18 protein-coding genes are annotated in these 24,193 nt (G+C 69.0%); 11 read left to right on the top strand and 7 right to left on the bottom strand.

Annotated features, from left to right (window positions below; translation table 11 throughout):
• Window positions 1-216: 216 nt before the first annotated feature.
• Window positions 217-1,284 carry an LPS export ABC transporter permease LptG gene (lptG, locus tag VV867_RS22650; RefSeq protein ID WP_328567620.1) on the bottom strand — a complete coding sequence of 356 codons (1,068 nt, stop codon included), beginning with the start codon at window positions 1,282-1,284 and terminating at the stop codon, window positions 217-219.
• Window positions 1,277-2,401 carry an LPS export ABC transporter permease LptF gene (gene lptF / locus VV867_RS22645; RefSeq protein ID WP_328567619.1) on the bottom strand — a complete coding sequence of 375 codons (1,125 nt, stop codon included), beginning with the start codon at window positions 2,399-2,401 and terminating at the stop codon, window positions 1,277-1,279. The genes lptG and lptF overlap by 8 nt, the downstream gene beginning before the upstream one ends.
• A 200-nt stretch (window positions 2,402-2,601) precedes the next feature.
• On the opposite strand from lptF, the gene VV867_RS22640 reads away from it, so the two are divergent.
• The 6 genes from VV867_RS22640 (at window position 2,602) to VV867_RS22615 (ending at window position 8,711) form a co-directional block, all read left to right on the top strand.
• Window positions 2,602-4,089: a leucyl aminopeptidase gene (locus VV867_RS22640; protein WP_328567618.1), complete on the top strand. Its 1,488-nt coding sequence runs from the start codon at window positions 2,602-2,604 to the stop codon at window positions 4,087-4,089.
• Between the two features lie 34 nt (window positions 4,090-4,123).
• Window positions 4,124-4,552: a DNA polymerase III subunit chi gene (locus tag VV867_RS22635; RefSeq protein ID WP_109934516.1), complete on the top strand. Its 429-nt coding sequence runs from the start codon at window positions 4,124-4,126 to the stop codon at window positions 4,550-4,552.
• Between the two features lie 14 nt (window positions 4,553-4,566).
• Window positions 4,567-4,932, top strand: coding sequence for a DNA polymerase III subunit chi (locus VV867_RS22630; RefSeq protein WP_109934515.1), 366 nt, complete (start codon window positions 4,567-4,569; stop codon window positions 4,930-4,932).
• Window positions 4,933-5,145: 213 nt separating this feature from the next.
• The gene (locus VV867_RS22625; RefSeq protein ID WP_328567617.1) at window positions 5,146-7,995 is read left to right on the top strand and encodes a valine--tRNA ligase; all 2,850 of its coding nucleotides are present in this window, start codon (window positions 5,146-5,148) and stop codon (window positions 7,993-7,995) included.
• 79 nt (window positions 7,996-8,074) lie between these two features.
• On the top strand, window positions 8,075-8,365 hold the full coding sequence (locus VV867_RS22620; protein WP_089389528.1) for a nucleotidyltransferase family protein: 291 nt from the start codon (window positions 8,075-8,077) through the stop codon (window positions 8,363-8,365).
• Window positions 8,358-8,711 carry a HepT-like ribonuclease domain-containing protein gene (locus VV867_RS22615; protein ID WP_109934513.1) on the top strand — a complete coding sequence of 118 codons (354 nt, stop codon included), beginning with the start codon at window positions 8,358-8,360 and terminating at the stop codon, window positions 8,709-8,711. Before VV867_RS22620 ends, VV867_RS22615 begins: the two co-directional genes overlap by 8 nt.
• A gap of 232 nt (window positions 8,712-8,943) precedes the next feature.
• Here VV867_RS22615 and VV867_RS22610 read toward each other — a convergent pair whose 3' ends face one another.
• A complete protein-coding gene (locus VV867_RS22610; RefSeq protein ID WP_275628776.1) occupies window positions 8,944-10,848 on the bottom strand; it encodes a M14 family metallopeptidase in 1,905 nt (634 codons plus the stop codon).
• 207 nt (window positions 10,849-11,055) lie between these two features.
• Between VV867_RS22610 and VV867_RS22605 the strand changes: the two genes are divergently transcribed.
• From VV867_RS22605 to rlmF, 4 genes are all read left to right on the top strand, one after another.
• Window positions 11,056-12,711 carry a thiamine pyrophosphate-binding protein gene (locus VV867_RS22605; protein ID WP_328567616.1) on the top strand — a complete coding sequence of 552 codons (1,656 nt, stop codon included), beginning with the start codon at window positions 11,056-11,058 and terminating at the stop codon, window positions 12,709-12,711.
• Between the two features lie 94 nt (window positions 12,712-12,805).
• Window positions 12,806-14,638, top strand: a complete 1,833-nt coding sequence (locus VV867_RS22600; RefSeq protein WP_275628774.1) for an SLC13 family permease — start codon at window positions 12,806-12,808, stop codon at window positions 14,636-14,638.
• Window positions 14,639-14,655: 17 nt separating this feature from the next.
• On the top strand, window positions 14,656-14,952 hold the full coding sequence (locus VV867_RS22595) for a winged helix-turn-helix domain-containing protein (protein ID WP_109934509.1): 297 nt from the start codon (window positions 14,656-14,658) through the stop codon (window positions 14,950-14,952).
• A gap of 257 nt (window positions 14,953-15,209) precedes the next feature.
• Window positions 15,210-16,199 (top strand): 23S rRNA (adenine(1618)-N(6))-methyltransferase RlmF, encoded by a 990-nt coding sequence (gene rlmF, locus VV867_RS22590; RefSeq protein WP_275628773.1) that lies wholly within the window; start codon window positions 15,210-15,212, stop codon window positions 16,197-16,199.
• On the opposite strand, the gene VV867_RS22585 is transcribed toward rlmF, so the two are convergent.
• The 4 genes from VV867_RS22585 to sbcD all read right to left on the bottom strand — a co-directional run bounded on the left by VV867_RS22585 (window position 16,200) and on the right by sbcD (window position 22,678).
• Window positions 16,200-16,742: a hydrolase gene (locus tag VV867_RS22585; RefSeq protein ID WP_275628772.1), complete on the bottom strand. Its 543-nt coding sequence runs from the start codon at window positions 16,740-16,742 to the stop codon at window positions 16,200-16,202.
• A 382-nt stretch (window positions 16,743-17,124) separates the two neighbouring features.
• Window positions 17,125-17,826 (bottom strand): Dps family protein, encoded by a 702-nt coding sequence (locus VV867_RS22580; protein ID WP_177412125.1) that lies wholly within the window; start codon window positions 17,824-17,826, stop codon window positions 17,125-17,127.
• A gap of 191 nt (window positions 17,827-18,017) precedes the next feature.
• Complete coding sequence (locus VV867_RS22575; RefSeq protein ID WP_328567615.1) at window positions 18,018-21,458, bottom strand: AAA family ATPase; 3,441 nt, start codon at window positions 21,456-21,458, stop codon at window positions 18,018-18,020.
• Window positions 21,458-22,678, bottom strand: a complete 1,221-nt coding sequence (gene sbcD, locus VV867_RS22570; RefSeq protein ID WP_328567614.1) for an exonuclease subunit SbcD — start codon at window positions 22,676-22,678, stop codon at window positions 21,458-21,460. Before sbcD ends, VV867_RS22575 begins: the two co-directional genes overlap by 1 nt.
• 105 nt (window positions 22,679-22,783) lie before the next feature.
• On the opposite strand from sbcD, the gene VV867_RS22565 reads away from it, so the two are divergent.
• Window positions 22,784-24,151 (top strand): TAXI family TRAP transporter solute-binding subunit, encoded by a 1,368-nt coding sequence (locus VV867_RS22565; RefSeq protein WP_275628769.1) that lies wholly within the window; start codon window positions 22,784-22,786, stop codon window positions 24,149-24,151.
• The last annotated feature ends 42 nt before the right edge of the window (window positions 24,152-24,193 follow it).

Below are 24,193 nucleotides of genomic sequence, written 5' to 3'. Positions count from 1 at the left end.
GATACGGCAATTCCGTGATCCTAAATGCGTTACCTATGTCTCCCGACACCTGTTACCCATGTCTCCCGGCAGAACACCTGTGAAACCCATGCGGCCGTGGCGATGGGTATCGCTTCGCTCAACCCATCCTACGCCGGTGCCTCTCCTGAATCTGTAGGAGCGGCTTCCGTCCGCAATTGGCCGCGCCGAATCACCGGCCCGGCCAGCCCCGGGATATCACCCCGCCCGCTTGAGCAACCAGGCCCCCAGCAGCGCGCAGATCGCCGCCGGCAGCAGCACCGCCAGCAGCGGCGGGAAGTTGAACACCTGGCTCGACGGGCCCAGCAGGTCCTGGGCGATGCGGAAGGTGAAGCCCACCAGCACGCCGGTGAACACCCGCTGGCCGAGGGTCACGCTGCGCAGCGGGCCGAAGATGAAGGAAATGGCCATCAGCACCAGGGCCGCGGTCACCGCCGGCTGCAGCACCTTGGTCCAGAACGCCAGCCAGTAGCGGTTGGTGCTCAGGCCCTGGTCCTTGAGGTAGTGGATGTACTCCCACAGGCCGCTGATGGACAGGGCCTCGGGCTCCATCACCACGGTGCTGAGCAGCTGCGGGCTGAGCTGGATGTTCCAGGCTTCCGCAGGCGAGCTGACCAGCTCGCTGCGCTTCTCCTGCGGGTGCAGCAGGGTGGTGGTCACCTCTTCCAGCGTCCACTGGCCGTCGCGGAACACCGCGCGCTTGGCGAAGCTGGAACTCTTGAGCACGTGGCCTTCGGCGAAGTCGTAGCGGGTCACGCCCAGCAGGGTGCCGTCGGCCTGCACCACGTTGATGTGGATGAATTCCTGCCCCTGGCGGTGCCACAAGCCGTTGCGCGAACTGACCGCGCCGCCGCTGCTCTGCGCCAGCGCACGGTCGCTCTGGGCCTGGGTCTCGGTGTAGGGCACCACGTACTCGCCCACCAGGATGCCGGCGAACATCAGCACCAGCATGGGCTTCATCACCGCCCAGACGATGCGCTGCAGCGACACCCCGGCGGCGCGCATGATGGTCAGCTCGCTGTTGCTGGCCAGGGTGCCCAGGCCCACCAGGCAGCCGATCAGCGCGGCCATCGGCAGCATGTCGTAGGCGCGGCTGGGGGCGGTGAGCAGCACGTATTTCAGGGCCACGCCCAGGGTGTAGTTCTCGTCCAGGGCGCCGAGCTGGTCGATGAAGGCGAACAGCAGGGCCAGGCCGAGGATCACCCCCAGCACGGCGAGGATGGCGACGAAAATGGTAATGCCGATGTAGCGGTCGAGCTTACGCATGCTTATGCTCCTTCACGGAGCGTGCGCGCGAGGCCGCCCATTTCAGACTCAGCGGTTCCCAGAAGGCCAGCAGCAGGCCGATGGCCAGGAAGATCGCGTGGACCCACCACAGCCCCAGGGCCATGGGGATCTTGCCCTTGTCGAGCATGCCGCGGGCGGCGATCAGCAGGGCCAGGTAGGCCATGTACAGCAGCACCGCCGGCAGCAGCTTGAGGAAGCGGCCCTGGCGCGGGTTGACCCTGGACAGCGGCACCGCCAGCAGGGTGACGATGAACACCAGCAGCGGGATGGAGAAGCGCCACTGCAGCTCCGAGCGCATGCGCGGCTCCTTGCTGGCGAACAGGTCGCTGGTGGGGATGGCGTCGCGGTCGTCGATCTCGCTGCTCACCTCCGGCTTGGGCAGCAGCACGCCGTAGGTGTCGTACTTGATGGCGCGGTAGTCGGCCTGGCCCGGGGTGCCGTCGTAGCGGTAGCCGTCCTTGAGGATCAGGTAGCGGCTGCCGTCGGGGTGGATCTGCTGTTCGCCGGTGCTCGCCACCAGCACCGAGAGGCCGCGGTCCTGGCCGTTGCGCGGCGGGTTCTTGTCGGAGATGAAGATGCCGCCGAGCTGGGTGCGGTCGTTGGTCAGCTGCTCGGTGTAGGTCACCCGCGAGCCGTCGCGCATCGACTGGAAGCGGCCCGGCGCCAGGGTGTCGAACTCGGTCATGGCGTCCTGCTTGTTCAGGATCAGCTGCATCTGGGCGATGCCCTGGGGCGCCAGCGACAGGCTCAGCCAGGCCACCAGCAGCGCCACCAGCGCCGCCGGCGCCATGCTGTAGGCCAGCAGGCGCTGCTGGCTCATGCCGGTGGCGGTGAGCACGGTCATCTCGCTTTCCAGGTACAGCCGGCCATAGGCCAGCAGGATGCCGAGGAACAGGCCCAGGGGCAGGATCAGCTGGAGGAAGCCAGGCAGGCGCACGCCCATGATCATGAACAGCGAGCCGGGATCCAGCATGCCCTGGGCGGCCTGCGCCAGGTACTTGATGAAGCGGCCGCTCATGATGATCACCAGCAGCACGGCGCTCACCGCGCTCATGGTGATCAGCACTTCACGGGACAGGTAACGGAAGACAATCAAACCGGGCACTCCAGGGTTGTCACGCTCGGGCGGCTACGCTCAAACTAGCCGCCGTGAGGCACTGCCGGCCCGTATAGCACGGGGCCGGTGAAAAATACGCGGCATTATCCTGCGATTCGCCGGGCCTGTCACTGCGCAGAAGCCAAGCCGGGTCGCCGACCACCCGCCACTTCGACCCTTCGTCCCGGGGACACCTTGCCATGGAATTCCTTGTAAAAAGCGTCAGTCCGCAAACCCTGAAGACCGCCACCCTGGTGCTCGCCGTCGGCGAAGGCCGCAAGCTCGGCACCGCGGCCCAGGCCGTGGACGCCGCCAGCGGCGGCGCCATCGCCGCCCTGCTCAAGCGCGGCGACCTGGCCGGCAAGGTCGGCCAGACCTTACTCCTGCAAGCTTTGCCCAACCTTAAGGCCGAACGCGTGCTGCTGGTGGGCGCGGGCAAGGAGCGCGAACTCTCCGACCGCCAATACCGCAAACTGGTTTCCTCGGTGCTGGCCAGCCTGAAGAACCTGGGCGGCGGCGACGCCGTGCTGGCCCTGGGCGACCTGGCGGTCAAGGGCCGCAACGCCCATGGCAAGGCGCGCCTGCTGGTGGAGACGCTGGCCGATGGCCTGTACGTGTTCGACCGCTACAAGAGCCAGAAGGCCGAAGCGCCCAAGCTGAAGAAGCTCACCCTGCTGGCCGACAAGGCCGACGCCCCCGCCGTCGAGCAGGGCGCCAGGGAGGCCCGGGCCATCGCCAACGGCATGGCCCTGACCCGCGACCTCGGCAACCTGCCGCCGAACGTCTGCCATCCCAGCTTCCTCGCCGAGCAGGCGAAGACCCTGGCCAAGGAGCACAAGGGCCTGAAGGTCGAGATTCTCGACGAGAAGAAACTGCGCGACCTGGGCATGGGCTCGTTCCTCGCCGTGGCCCAGGGCAGCGACCAGCCGCCGCGGCTGATCGTGCTGCACTACAACGGCGGCAAGAAGGACGAGGCGCCGCACGTGCTGGTCGGCAAGGGCATCACCTTCGACACCGGCGGCATCAGCCTCAAGCCCGGCCTGGGCATGGACGAGATGAAGTTCGACATGTGCGGCGCCGCCAGCGTCTTCGGCACCTTCCGCGCGGTGCTCGAACTGCAGCTGCCGATCAACCTGGTGGGCCTGATGGCCTGCGCCGAGAACATGCCCAGCGGCGGCGCCACCCGCCCCGGCGACATCGTCACCACCATGAGCGGGCAGACCGTCGAGATCCTCAACACCGACGCCGAAGGCCGCCTGGTGCTGTGCGACACCCTGACCTACGCCGAGCGCTTCAAGCCGCAGTCGGTGGTGGACATCGCCACCCTCACCGGCGCCTGCATCGTCGCCCTGGGCGCCAACACCTCGGGCCTGATGGGCAACAACGACACGCTGATCCGCCAGTTGCTCAAGGCCGGCGAGCAGGCCGACGACCGCGCCTGGCAGCTGCCGCTGTTCGACGAGTACCAGGAGCAGCTGGACAGCCCCTTCGCCGACATCGCCAACATCGGCGGGCCGAAGGCCGGCACCATCACCGCCGGCTGCTTCCTCTCGCGCTTCGCCAAGAAGTACCACTGGGCGCACCTGGACATCGCCGGCACCGCCTGGATCAGCGGCGGCAAGGACAAGGGCGCCACCGGCCGCCCGGTGCCGCTGCTCACCCAGTACCTGCTGGACCGCGTGAAGTAATGGCAAAGCGCAATCGTTCGATGGGATCGCCGGCATGACGCGGGTCGACTTCTACGTCATCCCCAGCGCCGATCCCGACGCGCGCCTGACCATCGCCTGCCGCCTGGCCGACAAGGCCTGGCGGCAGGGCATGCGGGTGTACCTGCTGTGCGCCGACGAAACCCAGCGCGAGGCCCTGGACGCGCGCCTGTGGAGCTTCCGCAAGGAAGCCTTCGTGCCGCACAACGCCGCCGAGGAAGACGCCCAGGCCCCGGTCACCCTGGGCCTGGGCGAGCCCCCGGCGGGCCGCCGCGACCTGCTGGTCAACCTGACGCTGGCGGTGCCGGCCTTCGCCGGCGAGTTCTCGCGCATCGCCGAACTGGTGGTGGAGGAACCGGCCATCCGCCAGGCGGCGCGGGAGAATTTCCGCTACTACCGCGAGCAGGGCTATCCTTTGCAGGACCATCGCCTGCCGCGCCTCTGACGCTTTACGGAAAAATGGACAGCCGCAAGCCCCCGAAAGACCCCGACCACCTGCTCGACGACCTGGAGTCGATCCACGGCCTGCTCGGCGAGCCGGATGGCGAACCGCCCCTGCTCACCGAATCCTTCGAGCCGGACAACATCCCGCTGCTCTCCGACGTGGTGCAGGCCTCGCCACGGCCAGCCCCGGCCGAGGAACAGGCCGACGACGACCTGCCCGCGCCCAGCCGCGAGCAAGCCCGCCTGGACAGCGAATTGCGCGCCGCCGCGCAGCTGATCCTGCAGGACGTCATCGACGACTTCGTGCCGCAGATCGAAGCCGAGCTGCAACGCCGCCTGGAAGCGCGCCTGCAAAGGCTGCTGGCGCAGCGCAAGCCCTGACCGGCGCAGGGCGTATGACCCTTCGCGGTTATCCGCCGCCGGCCGGAAACACCGATGCCAGGAACAACGGCGGATAACGCCTGCGGCGTTATTCGCCCTACGGTCCCGTGGAGGCCCCGGCGGGCTTTTGCTTGCCGCTTGTAGCTTGTGGCCTGCAGCTTGTTTATATTTGACGGTTTTCCGTTTAGCCGCCTACAGGGTCCCGCCGCGCTCATGGACAAGACCTACCAGCCCCACGCCATCGAATCCCACTGGTACCCCACCTGGGAGCAGAACAACTACTTCGCCCCGCAGGGTTCCGGCGAGCCGTACACCATCATGATCCCGCCGCCGAACGTCACCGGCAGCCTGCACATGGGCCACGGCTTCAACAACGCCATCATGGACGCGCTGATCCGCTACCGCCGCATGCAGGGCCGCAACACCCTGTGGCAGCCGGGCACCGACCACGCCGGCATCGCCACCCAGATGGTGGTGGAGCGCCAGCTGGCCGCCCAGGGCGTGGCGCGCCACGACCTCGGCCGCGAGAAGTTCCTGGACAGGGTCTGGGAGTGGAAGGAGCAGTCCGGCGGCACCATCACCCGGCAGATCCGCCGCCTGGGCTCCTCGGTGGACTGGTCGCGCGAGCGCTTCACCATGGACGACGGCCTGTCCAACGCGGTGAAGGAAGCCTTCGTCCGCCTGTTCGACGACGGCCTGATCTACCGCGGCAAGCGCCTGGTCAACTGGGACACCAAGTTCCACACCGCCATTTCCGACCTGGAAGTGGAGAACCACGACGAGAAGGGCCACCTCTGGCACCTGCGCTACCCGCTGGCCGACGGCCACAAGACCGCCGACGGCAAGGACCACCTGATCGTCGCCACCACCCGCCCGGAAACCATGCTCGGTGACAGCGCGGTCGCCGTGCACCCGGAAGACGAGCGCTACCAGGCGCTGATCGGCACCTTCGTCGAGCTGCCGCTGGTGGGCCGGCGCATCCCGATCATCGCCGACGACTACGTCGACCGCGAGTTCGGCACCGGCTGCGTGAAGATCACCCCGGCCCACGACTTCAACGACTACGAAGTCGGCAAGCGCCACGACCTGCCGCTGATCAACATCTTCGACAAGGACGCGGCGATCCTCGCCACGGCCCAGGTCTTCCACCTCGACGGCAGCGTCAACGCCGAGCTGGACGCCAGCCTGCCGGCCGCCTACGCCGGCCTCGACCGCTTCGTCGCGCGCAAGCAGATAGTCGCCGACTTCGAAGCCGCCGGCCTGCTGGAGAAAATCGACGACCACGCGCTGAAAGTGCCCAAGGGCGACCGCTCCGGCACCGTCATCGAGCCCTGGCTGACCGACCAGTGGTACGTCTCCACCAAGCCGCTGGCCGAACCTGCCATCGCCGCTGTGGAAGACGGCCGCATCCAGTTCGTGCCCAAGCAGTACGAGAACATGTACTTCAGCTGGATGCGCGACATCCAGGACTGGTGCATCAGCCGCCAGCTGTGGTGGGGCCACCGCATCCCGGCCTGGTACGACGAAGCCGGCAACGTCTACGTCGGCCGCAACGAGGCCGAGGTACGCGCCAAGCACAACCTGGGTGACGCCAAGCTGCGCCAGGACGAGGACGTGCTGGACACCTGGTTCAGCTCGGGCCTGTGGACCTTCTCCACCCTCGGCTGGCCGGAACAGACCGAGTACCTGAAGACCTTCCACCCCACCGACGTGCTGGTGACCGGCTTCGACATCATCTTCTTCTGGGTGGCGCGCATGATCATGCTGACCATGCACCTCATCAAGAACGAGGACGGCACCCCGCAGGTCCCGTTCAAGACCGTGTACGTCCACGGCCTGGTGCGCGACGGCCAGGGCCAGAAGATGTCCAAGTCGAAGGGCAACGTGCTCGACCCGCTGGACATCGTCGACGGCATCAGCCTCGACGCCCTGCTGGAGAAACGCACCAGCGGCATGATGCAGCCCAAGCTGGCCGAGAAGATCGCCAAGCAGACCCGCGCCGAATTCCCCGAAGGCATCGCCAGCTACGGCACCGACGCCCTGCGCTTCACCTTCTGCTCGCTGGCCTCCACCGGCCGCGACATCAAGTTCGACATGGGCCGCGTCGAGGGCTACCGCAACTTCTGCAACAAGCTGTGGAACGCCGCCAACTTCGTCATCGAGAACACCGATGGCCAGGACACCGGCGTGAACGGCGAGCCGGTCGAGCTGTCAGCGGTGGACCGCTGGATCATCTCGGCGCTGCAGCGCACCGAGCAGGAAGTCGCCCGCCAGCTCGACGCCTTCCGCTTCGACCTGGCCACCCAGGCCCTCTATGAGTTCATCTGGGACGAGTACTGCGCCTGGTACCTGGAACTGGTCAAGCCGGTGCTGTGGGACGAGAACGCGCCCATCGAGCGCCAGCGCGGCACCCGCCGCACCCTGGTGCGCGTGCTGGAGACCGCGCTGCGCCTGGCGCACCCGTTCATGCCGTTCATCACCGAGGAAATCTGGCAGCGCATCAAGGCTTCCGCCGGCAAGAGCGGCGACACCCTGATGCTGCAGCCCTGGCCGGTGGCCGACGAAGCGAAGATCGACGCCGCCGCCGAAGGCGACATCGAGTGGGTCAAGGCGCTGATGCTGGGCATCCGCCAGATCCGCGGCGAGATGAACATCTCCATGGCCAAGCGCATCGACCTGGTGCTGAACAACGCCTCCCCCGAGGACCATCGCCGCCTGGCCGACAACGAGCCGCTGCTGATGAAGCTGGCCAAGCTGGAGTCGGTGCGCGTGCTCGACGAAGGCGAGGAACCGCCGATGTCGGCCACCGCGCTGGTCGGCGAGCTGCAGGTGCTGGTGCCCATGGCCGGGCTGATCGACAAGGCCGCGGAACTGGCGCGCCTGGACAAGGAAATCCAGCGCCTGGAAGGCGAGGTCAAGCGTGTCGGCGGCAAGCTGGCCAACGAAGGCTTCGTCGCCAAGGCCCCGGCCGAAGTGATCGAGAAGGAACGCGCCAAGCTGGCCGAGGCCGAGCAGGCGGTGACCAACCTGATCCAGCAGCGCGAGAAGATCGCCAGCCTGTAAGCGTTATCCACAAGGCCCGCGATGCGGGCCTTGTGCTTTTCGCTTGTGCTACCTTCTGGCGTATCCCCCGGAGGACGCCATGAAGCGCACCAACGCCCTGAACCTGCTGCAAAGCTGCAAGCCCGAGCTGGCCGAGCGCTTCGGCGTGGTCCGGCTCGCCCTGTTCGGCTCCACCGTGCGCGATGCTGCCAGGCCGGACAGCGATGTGGACATCCTGGTGGCCTTCGACGGCCCCGCCACCTCGGAACGCTACTTCGGTGTGCAGTTCTACCTGGAGGACCTGCTGGGCAGCAGCGTCGACCTGGTCACCGAAAAGGCCCTGCGCCCCGAACTGCGGCCCTTCATCGAGGCGGAGGCGGTGAATGTCTGAGGCGTCCGGGCGCGTCTGGCACTTCTATGTCGACGACATGATCACCTGCGCGGAGAAAGTCCTGAGCTATTGCGCCGGCCTCGACCAGCAGGCCTTCGTCGATAACCCGCTGGTCTACGACGCCACCCTGCGCAACCTGGAGATCATCGGCGAAGCCGCGACGCATGTTCCCCCGGAAGCGCGCCAGGCCAACCCGCAGATCCCCTGGCGCATGCTCGTCGCGACGCGCAACCGGCTGATCCACGGCTATCTCGGCATCGACGACGATACGCTGTGGAGCATCGTCCGCGACGAGGTCCCTACCCTGCTGACGCAACTGCGAGTCCTACGCCAACAGCAAACGTAGCCCGTTGTCTCCGGGAACCGACGTTACGGCCGGCGGCGGATAACCGCGAACGGTTATCCGCCCTACGTTTCCAGGGAAGCTCGGTCGTAGGAGCGGACCTTGTCCGCGATAACCCAAGCCACCGGCGCGATTCGCGGATGAGATCCGCTCCTACGCTGCCCCACCCACGCCATTCCCCTGTAGGAGCGCGCCCTGCGCGCGAATCGCGGGCAGGGCCCGCTCCTACAACCAGTCAGAACACCGTGCCAACCGGGTAGACGTAGGCATTCACGTCATGGAAGGGCGTGCGCTGGTAGAACCATTCCAGCCGCGCATGCGGGTCCTTGGCGAAGGCCTTGTCGTCCTTCAGCTTCTTCTCGAACTCGGCCTTCAGCTGCGGGTCCTCGGCGAGCATCTTGCGCGCCATGGGCTCCATCACGTATTCCTCCGGCTCCTCGGCGGACACCAGGGTGGCGTTGAAGAAGCCCCAGGACCAGAAGGAGTCCGGGCTCTCGGCGGTCAGCAGGTTGATCGCCAGCACGCCCAGCGGCTGGTCGGTGTCGATCACCACCGAGCCGGCCGGGAAGGTCTGCAGGCGCTGGAACGGCTTGCCTGTGCCGCTGACCAGCAGGTGCCCCTCGTAGCCGGGGATTTCGTTGGCCGCGGCGCGGTCCGGCTCGAAGCCGCCGGCCAGCTTGATGTCGTCCATGCGGTACAGGGTGACCTCGATGGCGGTCGGCTGCTCCAGGGTCTGCATGCGGATGCCGTGGGCCTTGAGCCGGGCGATGACCTCGCGCCACTGCACCGGCACCACGTACCGCTTCGGCCGCTTGACCACCAGGTCGGGCACCGAGTTGTCGCTGATCGGCACCTGCAAGGTCTTCGGCTTGTTGCTCCAGACAATGGTCCTGGCGCCGGTGATGGGCGACTGCTCGTAGTGGTAGTCGCCGACGACGAAGGGCGTGTGCTGCTCCTTGCCCGGCTTCCAGGTCAGGATCACCTCCTTCTGCGCCTCCAGGCGCTCGCGGTCCTTGGCGATGGCGGCCTTGAGCGACCCGGCGTTGTCGCCGATCACCCGGAACATCGCCTTGAGCATCACGTAGTTGCCCAGCACCTGGGTTTCATACGGGTGCAGCGCGTGCTGCTCGATGAGGATCGAGGGCACGTTGCGGATGTCGCCGTACTGGTTGGAGAAGCGCGCAAGGTCCGTGCGGTAGGGGTAGTAGCCCTTGGCCGGGTCCTGGTTGTCGTTGAGGCTGATGCACTCGTGGACCACGTGGCCGTCTCCTTCCAGTTCCTTGTACACCGGGGCGCGCATGACCTCGTCCATCCACTGGCTGGATGCCGGCGACCAGCCGTTGCCGTTGTGGCAGTAGGAGCTGTCGTAGGGGTACATGGCGCCGTCGGTGGAGTGGGTGTCGGCGAAGAAGCTCAGGTCGTACTGGTTGAACACCCAGGCGACGTTGCGGATTTCCGCGCTGTCGAGCTTGGTGAAGTCGCGGTTGAGGTTCAGGTTCAGGCCATTGACGCGCCAGCCGGTGACCTCCGGGCCGTTCTGGTTGATGCGCCCGTAGGGGCTGCGGCGCAGGTCGCCATCGACGTTCACGGTGGGGATGAAGAGGATGTTGACCTTGTCCAGCAGCCCGGCCAGTGGCTTGCTCCCGGCGGTCATGTCGCGCAGCAGCATGAACATCGCGTCCTTGCCGTTGGCCTCGCCGGGGTGGATCTCGGCCTCGACGAAGAGCGTCGGCTTGCCCGAGCCGTTCAGCCCGGCCGGCGATTTGTCGGCCTCGGTCGAGGCGGTCACCAGCAGCATCGGCTCGCCGCTGGCGCTCTTCTCCGGCAGCTCGCTCAGCAGCAGCCTGCCGCCGGAGGCATCGGCCAGCTTCTTCAGGTAGTCACGGCTCTGGTGGTAGTCGCTGGTCTGCCGGAAGCCGCTGGATTCGGCCAGGGTGATCAGCGGGTCGTCGGGCCTGGCCAGGTAGCGGGTGCTGGCCAGCTTCTGCTCGAACATCGGCGGCAGGATGCGCTGCTTCGCGGCCGCCGGGTAGCCGCTGTCGTCGACGTAGCCGGGCGCCTGGGGCAACGCGGCCAGGGCCGGCAGGCTGCCGGCCAGCAGCAGCGCGGCGTACAGCGGGTGGAATCCTCGATGGCGCATGGGGGGCCTCCTTTCGCGGTGAGCCATGGCCCGGAGAACCTTAGACCATGATCCGCGCGGCCGAAGGGGCCGGTTGTCGCAGGCGTCATTCCGAGGTGGAATGACTACCCGAAGAAAGCTCGCTTGGCGCGGCGCAGGCTTTGGGCCGAAGATCGACGCGCCGGCGCCGCCAAGGCCACCGGCCCGATTTCCACAGGAGCCCGAACCATGTCCGACCTCCCCGCCCGCAATGGCGGCCAGATCCTCGTCGAAGCCCTGCTGCGCAACGCGGTGGACACCGTCTACTGCATCCCCGGCGAAAGCTACCTGCCGGTGCTCGACGCGCTGCACGACGCGCGCGCGATCCGCACCATCGTCACCCGCCACGAAGGCGCCGCCTCGAACATGGCCGACGCCTACGGCAAGCTCACCGGGCGCCCGGGCATCTGCTTCGTCACCCGCGGGCCGGGCGCCACCCACGCGGCCAACGGCGTGCACACGGCCCGGCAGGACTCGACGCCGATGATCCTCTTCGTCGGCCAGGTGGAAAGCGCCTTCAAGGGCCGCGAGGCGTTCCAGGAGGTGGACTACCGGCAGATGTTCGGCGGCCTGGCCAAGTGGGCCACGGAGATCGACGACATCCGCCGCATCCCCGAGGTGGTCGCCCAGGCCTTCGCCGTGGCCCAGTCCGGGCGCCCCGGCCCGGTGGTGGTGGGGCTGCCGGAGGAAGTGCTGTTCGGCACCGCGCAGGTAGCGGACGCGCCCGCCCCGCGCATCCCGCAGGTCGCCCCGCCGCTGGCCGTGCTGGAAGAGCTGCGCAGCCTGCTCGCCCGTGCGCGCAAGCCGCTGCTGATAGTTGGCGGCACCGGCTGGGACGAATCCGCGCGCCGCGCCCTGCAGCGTTTCGCCCGGGCCAACGAATTGCCGGTGGTGGCCTCGTTCCGCCGCCAGGACCTCTACGACAACGACGACGCACGGTACGTCGGCCAGCTCGGCTTCGGCGCCTCGCCCAGGCTCACCGCGCGGGTGCAGGAGGCCGACCTGCTGCTGGTGCTCGGCTCGCGCCTGAGCGAGACGCCCAGCGCCGGCTACACCCTGGTGCAAAGCCCGAAACCCGTCCAGACGTTGATCCACGTCCACCCCGACGCCAGCGAACTGGGCCGCGTCTACCAGGCCGACCTGCCGATCCAGGCCAGCCTGCCGGCCATCGCCGCCGCCCTGGACACCCTGCCGCCAATGGCCGAACGCCCCTGGTCCGAATGGACGGCAGAGGCCCGCGCCGACTACCTGGCCTACTCCACCCCGCCGGCCAGCCCCACCGAGTTGCAGGGCGTGGACCTGGCCGCGGTGGTCGGCCACCTCGCCGAAACCCTTCCCGAGGACGCGGTGATAAGCAACGGCGCCGGCAACTACGCCGTCTGGGTGCACCGCTTCTACCGCTACCGCGCCGCCCGCAGCCAGCTGGCGCCCACCAACGGCGCCATGGGCTACGGCTTCCCCGCCGCCATCGCCGCCAAGCTGCGCGAGCCGCAGCGCGAGGTGGTGTGCTTCGCCGGCGACGGCTGCTTCATGATGTACCCGCAGGAGCTGGCCACCGCCGTGCAGTTCGGCGCCGCGCTGATCGTCATCGTGGTCAACAACGGCATGCTCGGCACCATCCGCATGCACCAGGAACGCGAGTACCCCGGGCGCATCTGCGCCACCGAGCTGCACAACCCCGACTTCGTCGCCCTGGCCCGGGCCTTCGGCGCCCACGGCGAGCGGGTGGAGCGCACCGCGGACTTCGCCGCCGCCTTCCAGCGCGCCCGGGCCTGCGGCAAGCCGGCGCTGATCGAGCTGCGCACCGACCCACGGCAGATCACCCCGGTGGCGCGGCTTCCCTGAAAAGCGCCAAAGGCTTCGCTAAGCTGCATCGGGTCAAGGCATTGTTCCCCGCGACCGGGAACAATGCCTGCCGATTCGCCGGCTAAGGAAGCGCATGAATCCGCAACTGCTCTGGGTCCTGTTCCTGCTCGCCACCGTGGTGGCGCTGTTCGTCCTCAACCGGCCGCGCATGGACGTGGTCGCCCTGCTGGCCATGGTGGCGCTGCCGCTGACCGGCGTGCTCAGCGTGCAGGAAGCGCTGGCCGGCTTCGCCGACCCCAGCGTGGTGCTGATCGCCGCGCTCTTCGTGATCGGCGAGGGCCTGGTGCGCACCGGCGTGGCCTACCGCATCGGCGAATGGCTGACGCACAAGGCCGACAGCGACGAGACGCGCCTGCTGGTGCTGCTGATGCTGGCGGTGGCCGGCCTCGGCTCGGTGATGAGTTCCACCGGCGTGGTGGCGATCTTCATCCCGGTGGTGCTCACCGTCGCCGCGCGCATGAACGTGGCGCCGGCGCGGCTGATGATGCCGCTGAGCTTCGCCGGGCTGATCAGCGGCATGCTCACCCTGGTGGCGACGCCGCCGAACATGGTGGTGCACAGCGAACTGGTGCGCGAGGGCGAGGCGGGCTTCGGCTTCTTCAGCTTCACCCCCATCGGCCTGGTGATCCTGGCCCTGGGCGTGGCCTACATGCTGGTGGCCCGGCGCTGGCTCGGCCACGGCGACGACAGCCCCGGCAACGCCGCGCAACGCCGTTCGCTGCGCGACCTGATCCGCGACTACCAGCTGGCCGGGCGCGAACGCCGGCTGCGCATCCGCGCCGACTCCCGGCTGGCGGGCATGACCCTGGGCGACGTGCAGCTGCGCACCGAGCGCGGCACCAACGTCATCGCCATCGAGCGCCTGGCGCGCTTCCGCCTGAAGATCCTCAGCCCCGGCGCCGAGGTGGTGCTGCAGGCCGGCGACGTGCTGCTGGTGGACATCCTCCAGCCGGGCATCGACCTGCTGCAGCTCTACCACGAGTACGGCCTGGAACCGCTGAGCCTGCACGGCGACTACTTCACCGAACGCGCCCACGAGGTGGGCATGGCCGAGGTGACCCTGCCGCCGGAATCCGCCCTGCTGGGCAAGAGCGTGCTGGAGCTGGGCTTCCGCAGCCAGTACGGGCTCAACGTGGTGGGCCTGCGGCGCAACCGCGAGGCAGTGGTGGACGGCCTGCTGGAGGCCAAGCTGAAGGTCGGCGACACCCTGCTGGTGGTGGGCGCCTGGAAGGACATCCGCCAGCTCCAGGGCCAGGGCCGCGACTTCCTGGTGCTGAGCCTGCCGGCGGAGGTGGACGAGGCCGCGCCGGCGGCCAGCCAGGCGCCCCACGCGCTGCTGGCCCTGGGGCTGATGGTGCTGCTGATGGTCAGCGGCCTGGTGCCCAACGTGCTCGCCGCGCTCATCGCCTGCCTGCTCATGGGCCTGTTCCGCTGCATCGACATGGACAGCGCCTACCGCGCCATCCACTGGCAGAGCCTGGTGCTGATCGTCGGCATGCTGCCCTTCGCCCTGGCCCTGCAGAAGACCGGCGGCATCGCCCTGGCGGTGCAGGCGCTGGTCGGCGCGCTGGGCGGCGCCGGGCCCTACCTGATCCTCGCCAGCCTGTTCCTGCTCACCGCGCTGATCGGCCTGTTCATCTCCAACACCGCCACCGCGGTGCTGATGGCGCCGGTGGCCATCGCCACGGCCAAGGCCCTGGGCGCGCAGCCGGCGCCCTTCGCGATGATAGTCGCGCTGGCCGCCTCGGCGGCCTTCATGACGCCCATCTCCTCGCCGGTGAACACCCTGGTGCTGGGCCCGGGGCACTACCGCTTCGGCGACTTCGTCAGGGTCGGGGTGCCCTTCACCCTGCTGGTGATGATCGTCAGCGTGTTGCTGGTACCCTGGCTGCTGCCGTTGTACTGAACGAACAAGGACGCCCCATGGAAGCGAGCAAGACCAAGAGCAGTTTCTACCGCCGCCTGTACGTCGCCTGGCTGGTGGACAGCGGCACGGCCAGCAGCGTGCCGGCGCTGATGGAAGCCACCGGCATGCCCCGCCGCACTGCCCAGGACACCCTGGCGGCGCTGGCCGACCTGGACATCGACTGCGTGTTCGAGCAGCACGCCGGCGAGCGCAACAACGCCGGGCACTACCGCATCCGCGACTGGGGCGCCATCGACCCGCGCTGGATCGCGGCGAACCTGGCGAAGATCAAGGCGCTGCTGGGCTATCCCTGACACCGCACCGTAGTCCGCAAGAACGTAGGGCGAATAACGCTCCGCGTTATCCGCCGCTTGACCATGGCCCCAGGCACTCGGAGTCGAACTGGAAGAGCCGCCCAGTTGGAACGCGGAGCCGACGAGAGCCTGGGTGTAGCGGCGGATAACCGCGAACGGTTATTCGCCCTACGCCCAGGCCACCACCGCGCGGGACGCGCCAGACGAGGGGCATCTGTGGGAAAATCCCCCTCCGCTCCCCTGCCCCGCCGCCTGCCATGCCCAAGCCGCCGAAACGCCTCGCCACGCCGCAACCGCTGCGCGACCCCGCCGCGAAGAAGCCCGACCTGCTGCACCCGCGCAACCGCCACCAGGGGCGCTACGACTTTCCCAGCCTGATCGCCGCCAGCCCCGAGCTGGGCGACTACGTGATCACCAACCCCTACGGCAAGCCCAGCATCGACTTCGCCGACCCGCAGGCGGTACGGGTGTTCAACCGCGCGCTGCTCAAGGCGCAGTACGGCATCGGCCACTGGGAGATCCCTGCCGACTTCCTCTGCCCACCGATTCCCGGCCGCGCCGACTACGTGCACTACCTGGCCGACCTGCTGGCCGAGGACAACGCCGGCAGCGTGCCGCGCGGCCCCGGCGTGCGCGTGCTGGACATCGGCGTGGGGGCCAACTGCATCTACCCGCTGATCGGCCACCGCGACTACGGCTGGCGCTTCCTCGGCGCCGACATCGAGCCCGCCGCTCTGGCCTCGGCGCGCAACATAGTGCTGGGCAACCCGGGCCTGGCCGAGGCCATCGAACTGCGCCAGCAACCCGAGCCGCGGCACATCTTCCACGGCCTGCTGCACAGCGACGAACGCTTCCACGCCAGCCTGTGCAACCCGCCCTTCCATGCCTCGCCCGACGAGGCCCGCGCCGGCAGCCGGCGCAAGTGGAAGAACCTCGGCAAGCTCGACCCCTCGCGCAAGCTGCCGATGCTGAACTTCGGCGGGCAGAGCAACGAGCTGTGGTGCGAGGGCGGCGAGATCGCCTTCCTCAGGCGCATGGCCAGCGAAAGCCGGGAGGTGGCGCAGCAGGTGCTGTGGTTCAGCTCGCTGGTGTCCAAGGCCGGCAACCTCGACGACTTCCGCCGCGCCCTGAAGAAGGCCGGCGCGCTGCAGGTGCGCACCGTGGACATGGCCCAGGGGCAGAAGCAGAGCCGCTTCGTCGCCTGGACCTTTCTCGACTCCGAGGCGCGCCGCGCCTGGTACGGCTGACTAGCGGATGAACTCGCGGCTGACGGCGCGGAAGGTCTCGCTGCCGGCGCGCTCCAGCCATTCGAAGGCGACCATCTCGCGGTTGACGATCACCGCGCCGGCCTGGCGCATGCGCTCCAGGGCCAGGGCCTTGTCCTCCGGGCGCCGCGAGCCGACCGCCTCGGCCACCACGTAGACCTCGCGGTCCTCGGCCAGCAGGCCGAGCACGGTCTGCAGCACGCAGACGTGGGCCTCGGTGCCGCACACCACGAACTGCCGGCGCTCGCCGCCGGGCAACTGCAGCAGGCCCGGGTCGGCCACCGCGGAGAAGGCGATCTTCTCCAGGATGGCCGCGGCCGGCAGCTGCTCGCGCAACTGCGCCAGGGTCGGGCCCAGGCCCTTGCTGTACTGCTCGGTGGCCAGCGCCGGCACGCCCAGGCGCCGGGCCACGGCCAGCAGCCAGGCGCTGTGCTGCAATACCGCCTCGGCGTCGTGGATGGCCGGGAACAGGCGTTCCTGGATGTCGATGATGAGGAGGGTCGAGGTGGGGGCGTGGAGCAGCATGGGGGTGTCTCCTGGGGGTGGTTCTTCTTTTTCGGCTTGCTGTGTTGGGGTGTCAACCGGGAAAGCAGGTCGACACAAACGCAGGGAAGAGAATGAGCAAAGGTGAAGCGCTGGAGCTTGCGTCGAAGTCCGCTCCCTCTCCCCAGCCCTCTCCCTGAAGGGAGAGGGGGCTTGTCCGTGCCCGCGCAGAGGAATGGTTTCAACCTGAGACGTGGTCACCGGCTGACACCGAAATATCTACTCACTCCGAACGGTCCCCTCTCCCTTCAGGGAGAGGGTTAGGGAGAGGGTAACGGCGCCACAGAACACACCATTCCCCACCCTCCACACCAAAGAAAAAGGCCCCTGAACAAGGGGCCCTCCTCTCTTCAGCCATGCACCCTCAATGCCCCGTCACGTCCCCGCGGCGGCTGGTCTCGAAGAGGAACCAGGTACGCTGCTCGGTCTCGTCGATCCAGTTCTCGATGAGGCTGGCGGTGGCGATGTCGTGGTACTCGTCGCACAGGTCGTGGACCTCGCGCATGTAGGCGGTCAGCGACTTGTTGTCCTCCTGCAGCTCGGCCAGCATGTCCAGCGGCTGGACGAACTCGGCGTCGTTGTCGGCGATGCGCTTGATGCGGCCGATGTGGCCGATGGAGCGGATGGTGTTGCCACCGATCTTGCGCACGCGCTCGGCGATGGGGTCGGTCATGGCGAAGATTTCGGTGGCCTGGTCGTCCAGCAGCAGGTGGTAGTCGCGGAAGTGCGGGCCGCTCACGTGCCAGTGGAAGTTCTTGGTCTTCAGGTACAGCGCGAAGACGTCGGCGAGCAGGCGGCTGAGGGCCGCGCTGAGGTCGCGGGTGGCGTCCTTGGAAAGGTCCGAAGGCGTGGCCAGGGCCGGCGCGCGGCGCGGTGCCGGCTTGCTCGCGGCGGCGGGCTTGGCGGCGGCTGCCGGCTTGGCGGCGGGCTTCTTCGCTGCCGGTTTCTTCGCTGCCGCAGGCTTGGCGGCAGCGGGTTTGGCGGCGGCCGGCTTGGCCGCAGCCGGCTTGCTGGCGACGGTCTTGGGTGCAGCGGGTTTCTTCGCAGTGGCTGCGGTTTTCTTCATCTCGATCACCTCAAGGGGTCTTGTGGATGCCGCCCCTGTGCGTGCCGAAACTGGCGGTCCGGGACGAGCCTGGCGCACTCCCCGCGTGTTCCTCTCATGGCGGCGAGTGCGCTCTTGAGCCTACCTCGCCGCGCATCGATTGCAAGTCGTCGGGCCCGCCCAACGCATGGCGCAATGACGCCGGGCAAGGCTCAGGGCTGCACGGCGAAGCGCGCATCCAGGCGGCTGTACCCCATACCGACACCCTTGTGCACCTTGAGTTGCACGGGGATGCGTTCCTTGAGCGCCTCGACGTGGCTGATCACGCCGATGCTCTTGCCGCTGGCGTTGAGGCTGTCGAGGGCATCCAGCGCCACTTCCAGGGTCTCGCCGTCGAGGGTGCCGAAGCCCTCGTCGAGGAACAGCGAGTCGATGCTGGTCTTGTGGCTGACCAGGTCCGACAGCGCCAGGGCCAGGGCCAGGCTGACCAGGAAGCTCTCGCCGCCGGACAGCGTGCGGCAGTCCCGCGCGACGTCGCCCTGCCAGGTGTCCACCACCTCCAGTTCCAGCTCGCCGTCGCTGCGCCGCGCCAACTGGTAGCGGCCGTGCAGGCGCTGCAGCTGCCGGTTGGCCAGGTGCACCAGGTGGTCGAGGGTCAGGCCCTGGGCGAAGCGCCGGTACTTGGCGCCGTCGGACGAGCCGATCAGGCCGTTCAGGCGCTGCCACAGATCGTGGTTCGCCTCCTGCGCGGCGATCTCGGCGAACAGCGCCTGCTGGCTGGCGCGGCGTGCGTCGTCGCCCTGTAGTTGTGCCCGTACCTCGCCCTGGCGCTGGCCCAGTTCGCGCAGTTGCGTGGCGAGGGCCTGCAACTGCTCGTCGAGGGCCGGCAGCTCCAGTTCGCCCAGCGGCTGCGCGCGTAGCTGGCGCTCGGTTTCCTCGGTGGCGACGCGCAACGCCACGGCTTCGGTCAGCGCGGTGTCCAGGCGCGTCTTGAGTTCGCCCAGGCGCTGGCGCTCGCCGTCTTCCAACAGCGCGGCGAGGAAAGTCGCCAGGTCGGCGAACGGGCTTTCTTCCAGAGCCTGCTGCCAGGTGCGCTCGCATTCGGCCAGGGTAGCGCGCGCCTGTTCCAGGTGTGCGGCCAGGCTCTGTTCGCGGCCGAGCAGCGCATCGGCCTGGCGCTGCGCCGCCTGCAGGGCCGACTCAGCCACTTGCAGGGCCTGCTGCGGCTGAAGCTCAGGTGCAAGCTCCGGCAAGGCTTGCTCGCCACTGGCGCTCCAGCGTTCGCGCCATTGCCCGGCCTGCGCGTCGGCTTCCTGCAGCAGGCGCCGCGCTTCGCGCTCGGCCTCCTGCAGTTGCTGGTCCAGCTGCTGGGCCTGCTGCCAGGCGCGCCATTCGCCTTCGCGTTCGGCCAGCCAGGCCGCGCCCTGCTCGGGCAGCGCGGCGGCGAAACCGTCGAGGCTGGTTAGCAGTTCGGCGGCCTGGCGTTCGGCCTGGGCCTGCAATTGCTCCAGGCGTTGCTGTTGTTCCGCCTGGCGCTGCTGTGCGTTGTCCAGATCGCGACGCAGCAGTGCCTCCTGCTGCAGCGCGGCCGCATGGTTGCGCTCGGCGTTCTCGCGGGCGCTGGCGGCCTGCTGCAATTCGCCCTTGAGCGCATCGAGCGCCGCCAGGCGTTCCTGCAGGTCGGCCAGGGCCTGTTCCTGGGCCTGACGGATAGCAGCCAGGCCAGCGGCACCCTCGATGGCGAGGTTCTGTTCGGCCAACTGACGCTGCCATTCGCTATCGAGCTGGTGCAGTTGTTCGCGCAGTTGCTCCAGCTGTTGCCGAGCCTGGGCAGCCTGGGCCGTCACGTCGGACAACTCGTCGCGCAGCGCCACGCCGTCGCTTTCCAGAGCGGCCAGGGCCGCGCGGCATTCGTCGAGGGCGCGACGCGTCTGCGACACGTCCAGCGCCTGGTAGCTGGCGATGGCCGGGTGTTCGTGGGAGCCACACAGCGGGCAGGCCTCGCCGGCCCGCAGCTGGGCACGATAGGCCTCCAGGGCTTGGATACGCTGCTCCTGCTCCAGCAATTTTTCCTTGTCGGCGACCTGCTGTTTCAGCGCCTTGTAGCGCTCGCGCAGTTCGGCGATCGCGGTTTCCTTCTGCGCCTGGCGTTGCTGCAGCGAATCCAACTGGGGCTGCAGGCGGGCGGCCTGCGTGCTGGTCTGCTCGCGGTTCTGCACCAGCTGTTGCAGGCGGTCCAGCGCCCTGCCCTGCTGCTGCAACTGCTGCCAGCGCTCGCGTAGGGCACTTTCGCCGGCGCCTTGCAGCAGGGCCTGCAAGCGCGCCTGTTGCTGCGCCTCGGCCTGGCGCGCCGCGTCCAGCGCCTGCCCGGCATCGGCCAGGGCCTGGCCATGAGAGGCGAGTTGGCCGTGCAAGGATTGGATGGCGGCGGACTCCTGCTCCAGGCGCGCGCAGGCGCCCTGCAGTTCACTACCGAGCTGTTCGCGCCGGGCGAACTGCGCGCGCCAGCCGCCCAGCAGCTCGCCCAGGCGGGCGCGTTGCGAGTGCGCGGCGAGCTGCGCCTGCACTTCGCGGCGCTGCGTGGCGAGTTCATCGATGGCGCGCTGGCGCTGCCCCGCCCACTGCGCACTGTACTGGCTGGCCTGCCACAGGCTGCGCACGACCTGTTCCGCGCAATCCCGCTGCTGGCGTTGCAGGTCCGCCAGGCCGGTCTCGTCCCGCTCCAGCACTTGGCGCGCCTGTTGCCAGGCCGCATGCAGCGGCTGCAAGCGCGCCGCCGGCTCGCTGGCGGCCAGGCGCTGGAGGTCGGGGGCCGCCTGGAGCAACGCCTCGCGGGCCTGCTGCTCGCGCGCGGCGGCCTGCTGGTGCTGCTGTTCGGCGCGGCCCAGGTCCTCGCGCCAGCGGCGCTGGGCCTGCAGTTCGGCCTGGCGCTGGAGCAGCGGCGCTTCCTCGGTGAGCAGGCGTTCGGCCTCGGCCTGCAGTTCGCCACGCTGTTCCTCGCCGAGCAGCTCCATGCCCTCGGCACGGCTCCGCAACAGTTTCAGGTCGCCCTCCGCCGCCTTGGTGCGCTCGAACACGCGCTGGGAGATCAGCCCGTAGATTTCCGTGCCGGTAAGTTCTTCCAGCAGCGCGGCGCGGTCGTTGGCGCTGGCCTCGAGGAAGGCGGCGAAACCGCCCTGGGCCAGCAGCATGGACTTGGTGAAGCGGCCGAAGTCGAGGCCGGTGAGCTGCTCGGTCTGGCGCAGCTTGTCGTTGATCTTGTCGGTGAGGATCTCGCCTTCGCCGCCGGCGACGTCGATGCGCGCCAGCTCCACCTTGGGCGCCTGCAGCGCGCCGTCGACCTTGTCGCGGGCCCGGCGCTGGCTCCAGAAGGCGCGGTAGCGGCGGCCCCTGACCTCGAACTCGACCTCGGCGAGGCAGTCGGCGGTGTGGCGGGTCATCAGTTCGTTGCCGCTCTGCGACAGCGTGCTCATGCGCGGCGTGCGGTGGTACAGGGCCAGGCAGATGGCATCCAGCAGGGTGGTCTTGCCCGCGCCGGTGGGCCCGGTGATGGCGAACAGGCCGTTGCCGGCGAAGGGCTCGGCGGCGAAGTCGATCTTCCACTCGCCCCTGAGCGAGTTGAGGTTCTTCAGGCGCAGGCTGAGGATGCGCATCAGGCTTGCTCCTCCTGCAGTTCGGCGACCACCTGGCGGTACAGCCCGGCCAGTTGCTGGCGCAGCGGCGGCTCCAGCTCCTCGGCGTCCAGGCGTTGTTCGAAGACATCCTCGGCGGAGAGTTCGTCGAGGGTCTCGCGCGCCTCGCCGAACAGCCCGGCCTGCTGGTTGCCGCGCTCGCGGCGGGTGCGCAGCACTTCCACCGGCAGTTCCTCGCAGAGCTTCTCGACGCGCAGCTGGATGTCGTTCAGGTAGTCGTCGGCGCGCACCAGCACCTCCACCCACACCGGCCGCTCTGGCGTGCCCTGGCTGGCGGCCTCGGCCAGCGCCGCGGGCAGGCTTTCCAGGTCGCCGGCCAGGGACTGCAGGGGCTGGAAGCAGGGCACGGCGAGCGGCGTCACCGCGGGCAGGCCGCTTTCATCGAGGTCCACCAGTAGCACCTCCTTGACCTGCCGCGCCTCGTCGAAGCTCAGGGCGATGGGCGAGCCGCAGTAGCGGATGTGCTCCAGGCCGCCGACCTTCTGCGGCCGATGGATGTGCCCCAGGGCGATGTAGTCGGCCGCCGGGAAGGCGCTGGTGGGGAAGGCTTCCAGGCTGCCGACGTAGATTTCCCGCACCGACTCGCTGGCGCTGGCGCCGACCGTGGTCAGGTGCCCGGTGGCGACTATGGGCAGCCCGCCGCCCAGTTCGGCGCGCTTGGCTTCGGCGAGGGCGAAGAGAGCCTGGTAGTGCGCCTGGATGGCCTGCTGCAGGGCCAGCTGCTTGTCCTGGGCGCTCTGCCCGGCCTGGCTGGCCAGCAGGTCGCGCGGGCGCAGGAAGGGAATGGCGCAGAGCACCGCGCCCGGCGTGCCGTCGCGCCGCGGCAGCACCAGCAGTTGCTGGTCGAGGTCGGCGCCGGCGGCGGCAATCACCCGCGTGCCGAGCACCGCCAGCAGCTCGCGGGACTCCTCCAGCATGGCCACCGAGTCGTGGTTGCCGCCCAGCACCACCAGGCTGGCGCCGGTTTCGCGCAGCTCGACGATGAAGCGGTTGTACTGCTCGCGGGCATAGCTGGGCGGCGCGCCGGTGTCGAACACGTCGCCGGCGATGATCACCGCGTCCACCCCGTGCTCGCGCACCCGCTCCACCAGCCAGCGGCAGAAGGCGCGGTGCTCGGCCTCGCGGCTCTTGCCCATGAAGTGCTGGCCGAGGTGCCAGTCGGAGGTGTGGAGGATGCGCATGCGCTGCTGTCCCGATGCCTGATTCAGCCGGCGATGATACCCGCTTCCGCGGTGCGTCCGCGCCGGGCTGGCTATCCTGAAGGAACGCCGGCCGGGAATCAGACCATGCAACGCCTGCTCAACATGCTCCGCGACCTCGCCATCCTGGTGCGCGCCAACCTGTGGATAGTGCCGGTGCTGGCGGCGCTGGTGGCCGCGGTCTTCTACTTCGTGGCGCCGCCGCCGCCGATGACCGCCACCCTTGCCACCGGCGCCGCCGATGGCGGCTACGCGGCCTTCGGCGAGAAGCTCAGGGCCGAACTGGCCGAGCAGGGCTTCGAGCTGAAGCTGGTGCCCAGCGCCGGCTCGCGGCAGAACATGGACCTGCTGCTGGACGAGCGCGGCGGCGTGGACATCGCCCTGGTGCAGAGCGGCCAGGAACGCCAGATCGACGCCGCGCAGCGGCAGCGCCTGCAGACCCTCGGCGCCATGTTCCAGGAACCGCTGTGGCTGTTCCAGCGCCGCGACGTGCACATCGACCGCATCGCCGACCTGCTGCCCCTGCGCGTGGCCCTGGGCACCCGCGGCAGCGGCACCGAGGCGATCACCGCGGCCATCCTGCAGGCCAACGGCATCAGCCAGGAGCAGCACCCGGCGGGCTGGCAGGCCAGCGGCGGCGACAGCGCGGCGGACGCCCTGCTGGCCGGCAGCCTGGACGCCGCCTTCTTCGTCGGCCCGGCGGAGAACCCGCTGATCCAGCGCCTGGCCGCCAGCGAGCAGCTGCTGCTGGCCGGCTTCCGCCGCGCCGGCGCCTACGAGGCGCGCCTGCGCTTCCTCAAGCGCCTGGAGGTGGGCGAAGGCCTGCTGAACCTGGAGCACGACGTGCCGCACCGCAACCTGACCACCCTGTCGCCGGTGGCCACCCTGGTGATCAACGAGCGCTTCCACCCGGCGCTGACGCCGCTGATCCTCGAGGCCGCGCGCCAGGTGATGCGCCAGGGCAGCCTGCTCGACGCCCCCGGCGCCTTCCCCGCCGCCGAGCCGCGCACCCTGCGCCTGGCCGAGGACGCCGAGCGCTACTACAAGAGCGGCCTGCCGCTGCTGCAGCGCTTCCTGCCGTTCCGCATCGCCTCCCTGGCCGACCGCTACATCATCCTGCTGATCCCCTTCATCGCCATCCTCATCCCGCTGTTCAAGTCCATCGGCCCGCTGTACCGCTGGCGCATCCGCGCGCGCATCTACCGCTGGTACCGCTACCTGCGGGAGATCGACCGGCGCCTGGACGAGCGCACCGGCGTCGCCGAACTCAGCCGCGAGATCGAGCGCCTGGAGCAGCTGGAGGCCGAACTGGCGCGGGTGGAGGTGCCGCTGTCGTACTACAACGAGCTGTACGAGCTGCACCTGCACCTGAACTACGTGATCCGCCGCCTGCGCCAGCTGCGCCGCAACCGCCGCGAACGCGACGGCGAGGCGCCGCTGGACAAGGCCGGGTGAGCGTGGCGCGCCGCGCTCGGGTAAACTGGCGGCTTTGCCACC

Origin of the sequence: Pseudomonas sp. JH-2 (assembly GCF_036231725.1) — a bacterium.
GTDB classification, from domain to species: Bacteria; Pseudomonadota; Gammaproteobacteria; order Pseudomonadales; family Pseudomonadaceae; genus Pseudomonas; species Pseudomonas delhiensis.
Note: the sequence above shows the minus strand (reverse complement) of the source record. Positions and strands in the feature narration are given on the sequence as shown.

What these genes read in the sequence shown, in the direction of transcription:
- VV867_RS22575 (WP_328567615.1), bottom strand. Translation starts at nt 21,458, where the DNA reads ATGCGCATCCTCAGCCTGCGCCTGAAGAACCTCAACTCGCTCAGGGGC.
- VV867_RS22640 (WP_328567618.1), top strand. Translation starts at nt 2,602, where the DNA reads ATGGAATTCCTTGTAAAAAGCGTCAGTCCGCAAACCCTGAAGACCGCC.
- sbcD (WP_328567614.1), bottom strand. Translation starts at nt 22,678, where the DNA reads ATGCGCATCCTCCACACCTCCGACTGGCACCTCGGCCAGCACTTCATG.
- VV867_RS22565 (WP_275628769.1), top strand. Translation starts at nt 22,784, where the DNA reads ATGCAACGCCTGCTCAACATGCTCCGCGACCTCGCCATCCTGGTGCGC.
- lptG (WP_328567620.1), bottom strand. Translation starts at nt 1,284, where the DNA reads ATGCGTAAGCTCGACCGCTACATCGGCATTACCATTTTCGTCGCCATC.
- VV867_RS22595 (WP_109934509.1), top strand. Translation starts at nt 14,656, where the DNA reads ATGGAAGCGAGCAAGACCAAGAGCAGTTTCTACCGCCGCCTGTACGTC.
- VV867_RS22580 (WP_177412125.1), bottom strand. Translation starts at nt 17,826, where the DNA reads ATGAAGAAAACCGCAGCCACTGCGAAGAAACCCGCTGCACCCAAGACC.
- VV867_RS22630 (WP_109934515.1), top strand. Translation starts at nt 4,567, where the DNA reads ATGGACAGCCGCAAGCCCCCGAAAGACCCCGACCACCTGCTCGACGAC.
- VV867_RS22620 (WP_089389528.1), top strand. Translation starts at nt 8,075, where the DNA reads ATGAAGCGCACCAACGCCCTGAACCTGCTGCAAAGCTGCAAGCCCGAG.
- VV867_RS22625 (WP_328567617.1), top strand. Translation starts at nt 5,146, where the DNA reads ATGGACAAGACCTACCAGCCCCACGCCATCGAATCCCACTGGTACCCC.
- VV867_RS22615 (WP_109934513.1), top strand. Translation starts at nt 8,358, where the DNA reads ATGTCTGAGGCGTCCGGGCGCGTCTGGCACTTCTATGTCGACGACATG.
- VV867_RS22635 (WP_109934516.1), top strand. Translation starts at nt 4,124, where the DNA reads ATGACGCGGGTCGACTTCTACGTCATCCCCAGCGCCGATCCCGACGCG.
- VV867_RS22605 (WP_328567616.1), top strand. Translation starts at nt 11,056, where the DNA reads ATGTCCGACCTCCCCGCCCGCAATGGCGGCCAGATCCTCGTCGAAGCC.
- VV867_RS22600 (WP_275628774.1), top strand. Translation starts at nt 12,806, where the DNA reads ATGAATCCGCAACTGCTCTGGGTCCTGTTCCTGCTCGCCACCGTGGTG.
- VV867_RS22610 (WP_275628776.1), bottom strand. Translation starts at nt 10,848, where the DNA reads ATGCGCCATCGAGGATTCCACCCGCTGTACGCCGCGCTGCTGCTGGCC.
- VV867_RS22585 (WP_275628772.1), bottom strand. Translation starts at nt 16,742, where the DNA reads ATGCTGCTCCACGCCCCCACCTCGACCCTCCTCATCATCGACATCCAG.
- rlmF (WP_275628773.1), top strand. Translation starts at nt 15,210, where the DNA reads ATGCCCAAGCCGCCGAAACGCCTCGCCACGCCGCAACCGCTGCGCGAC.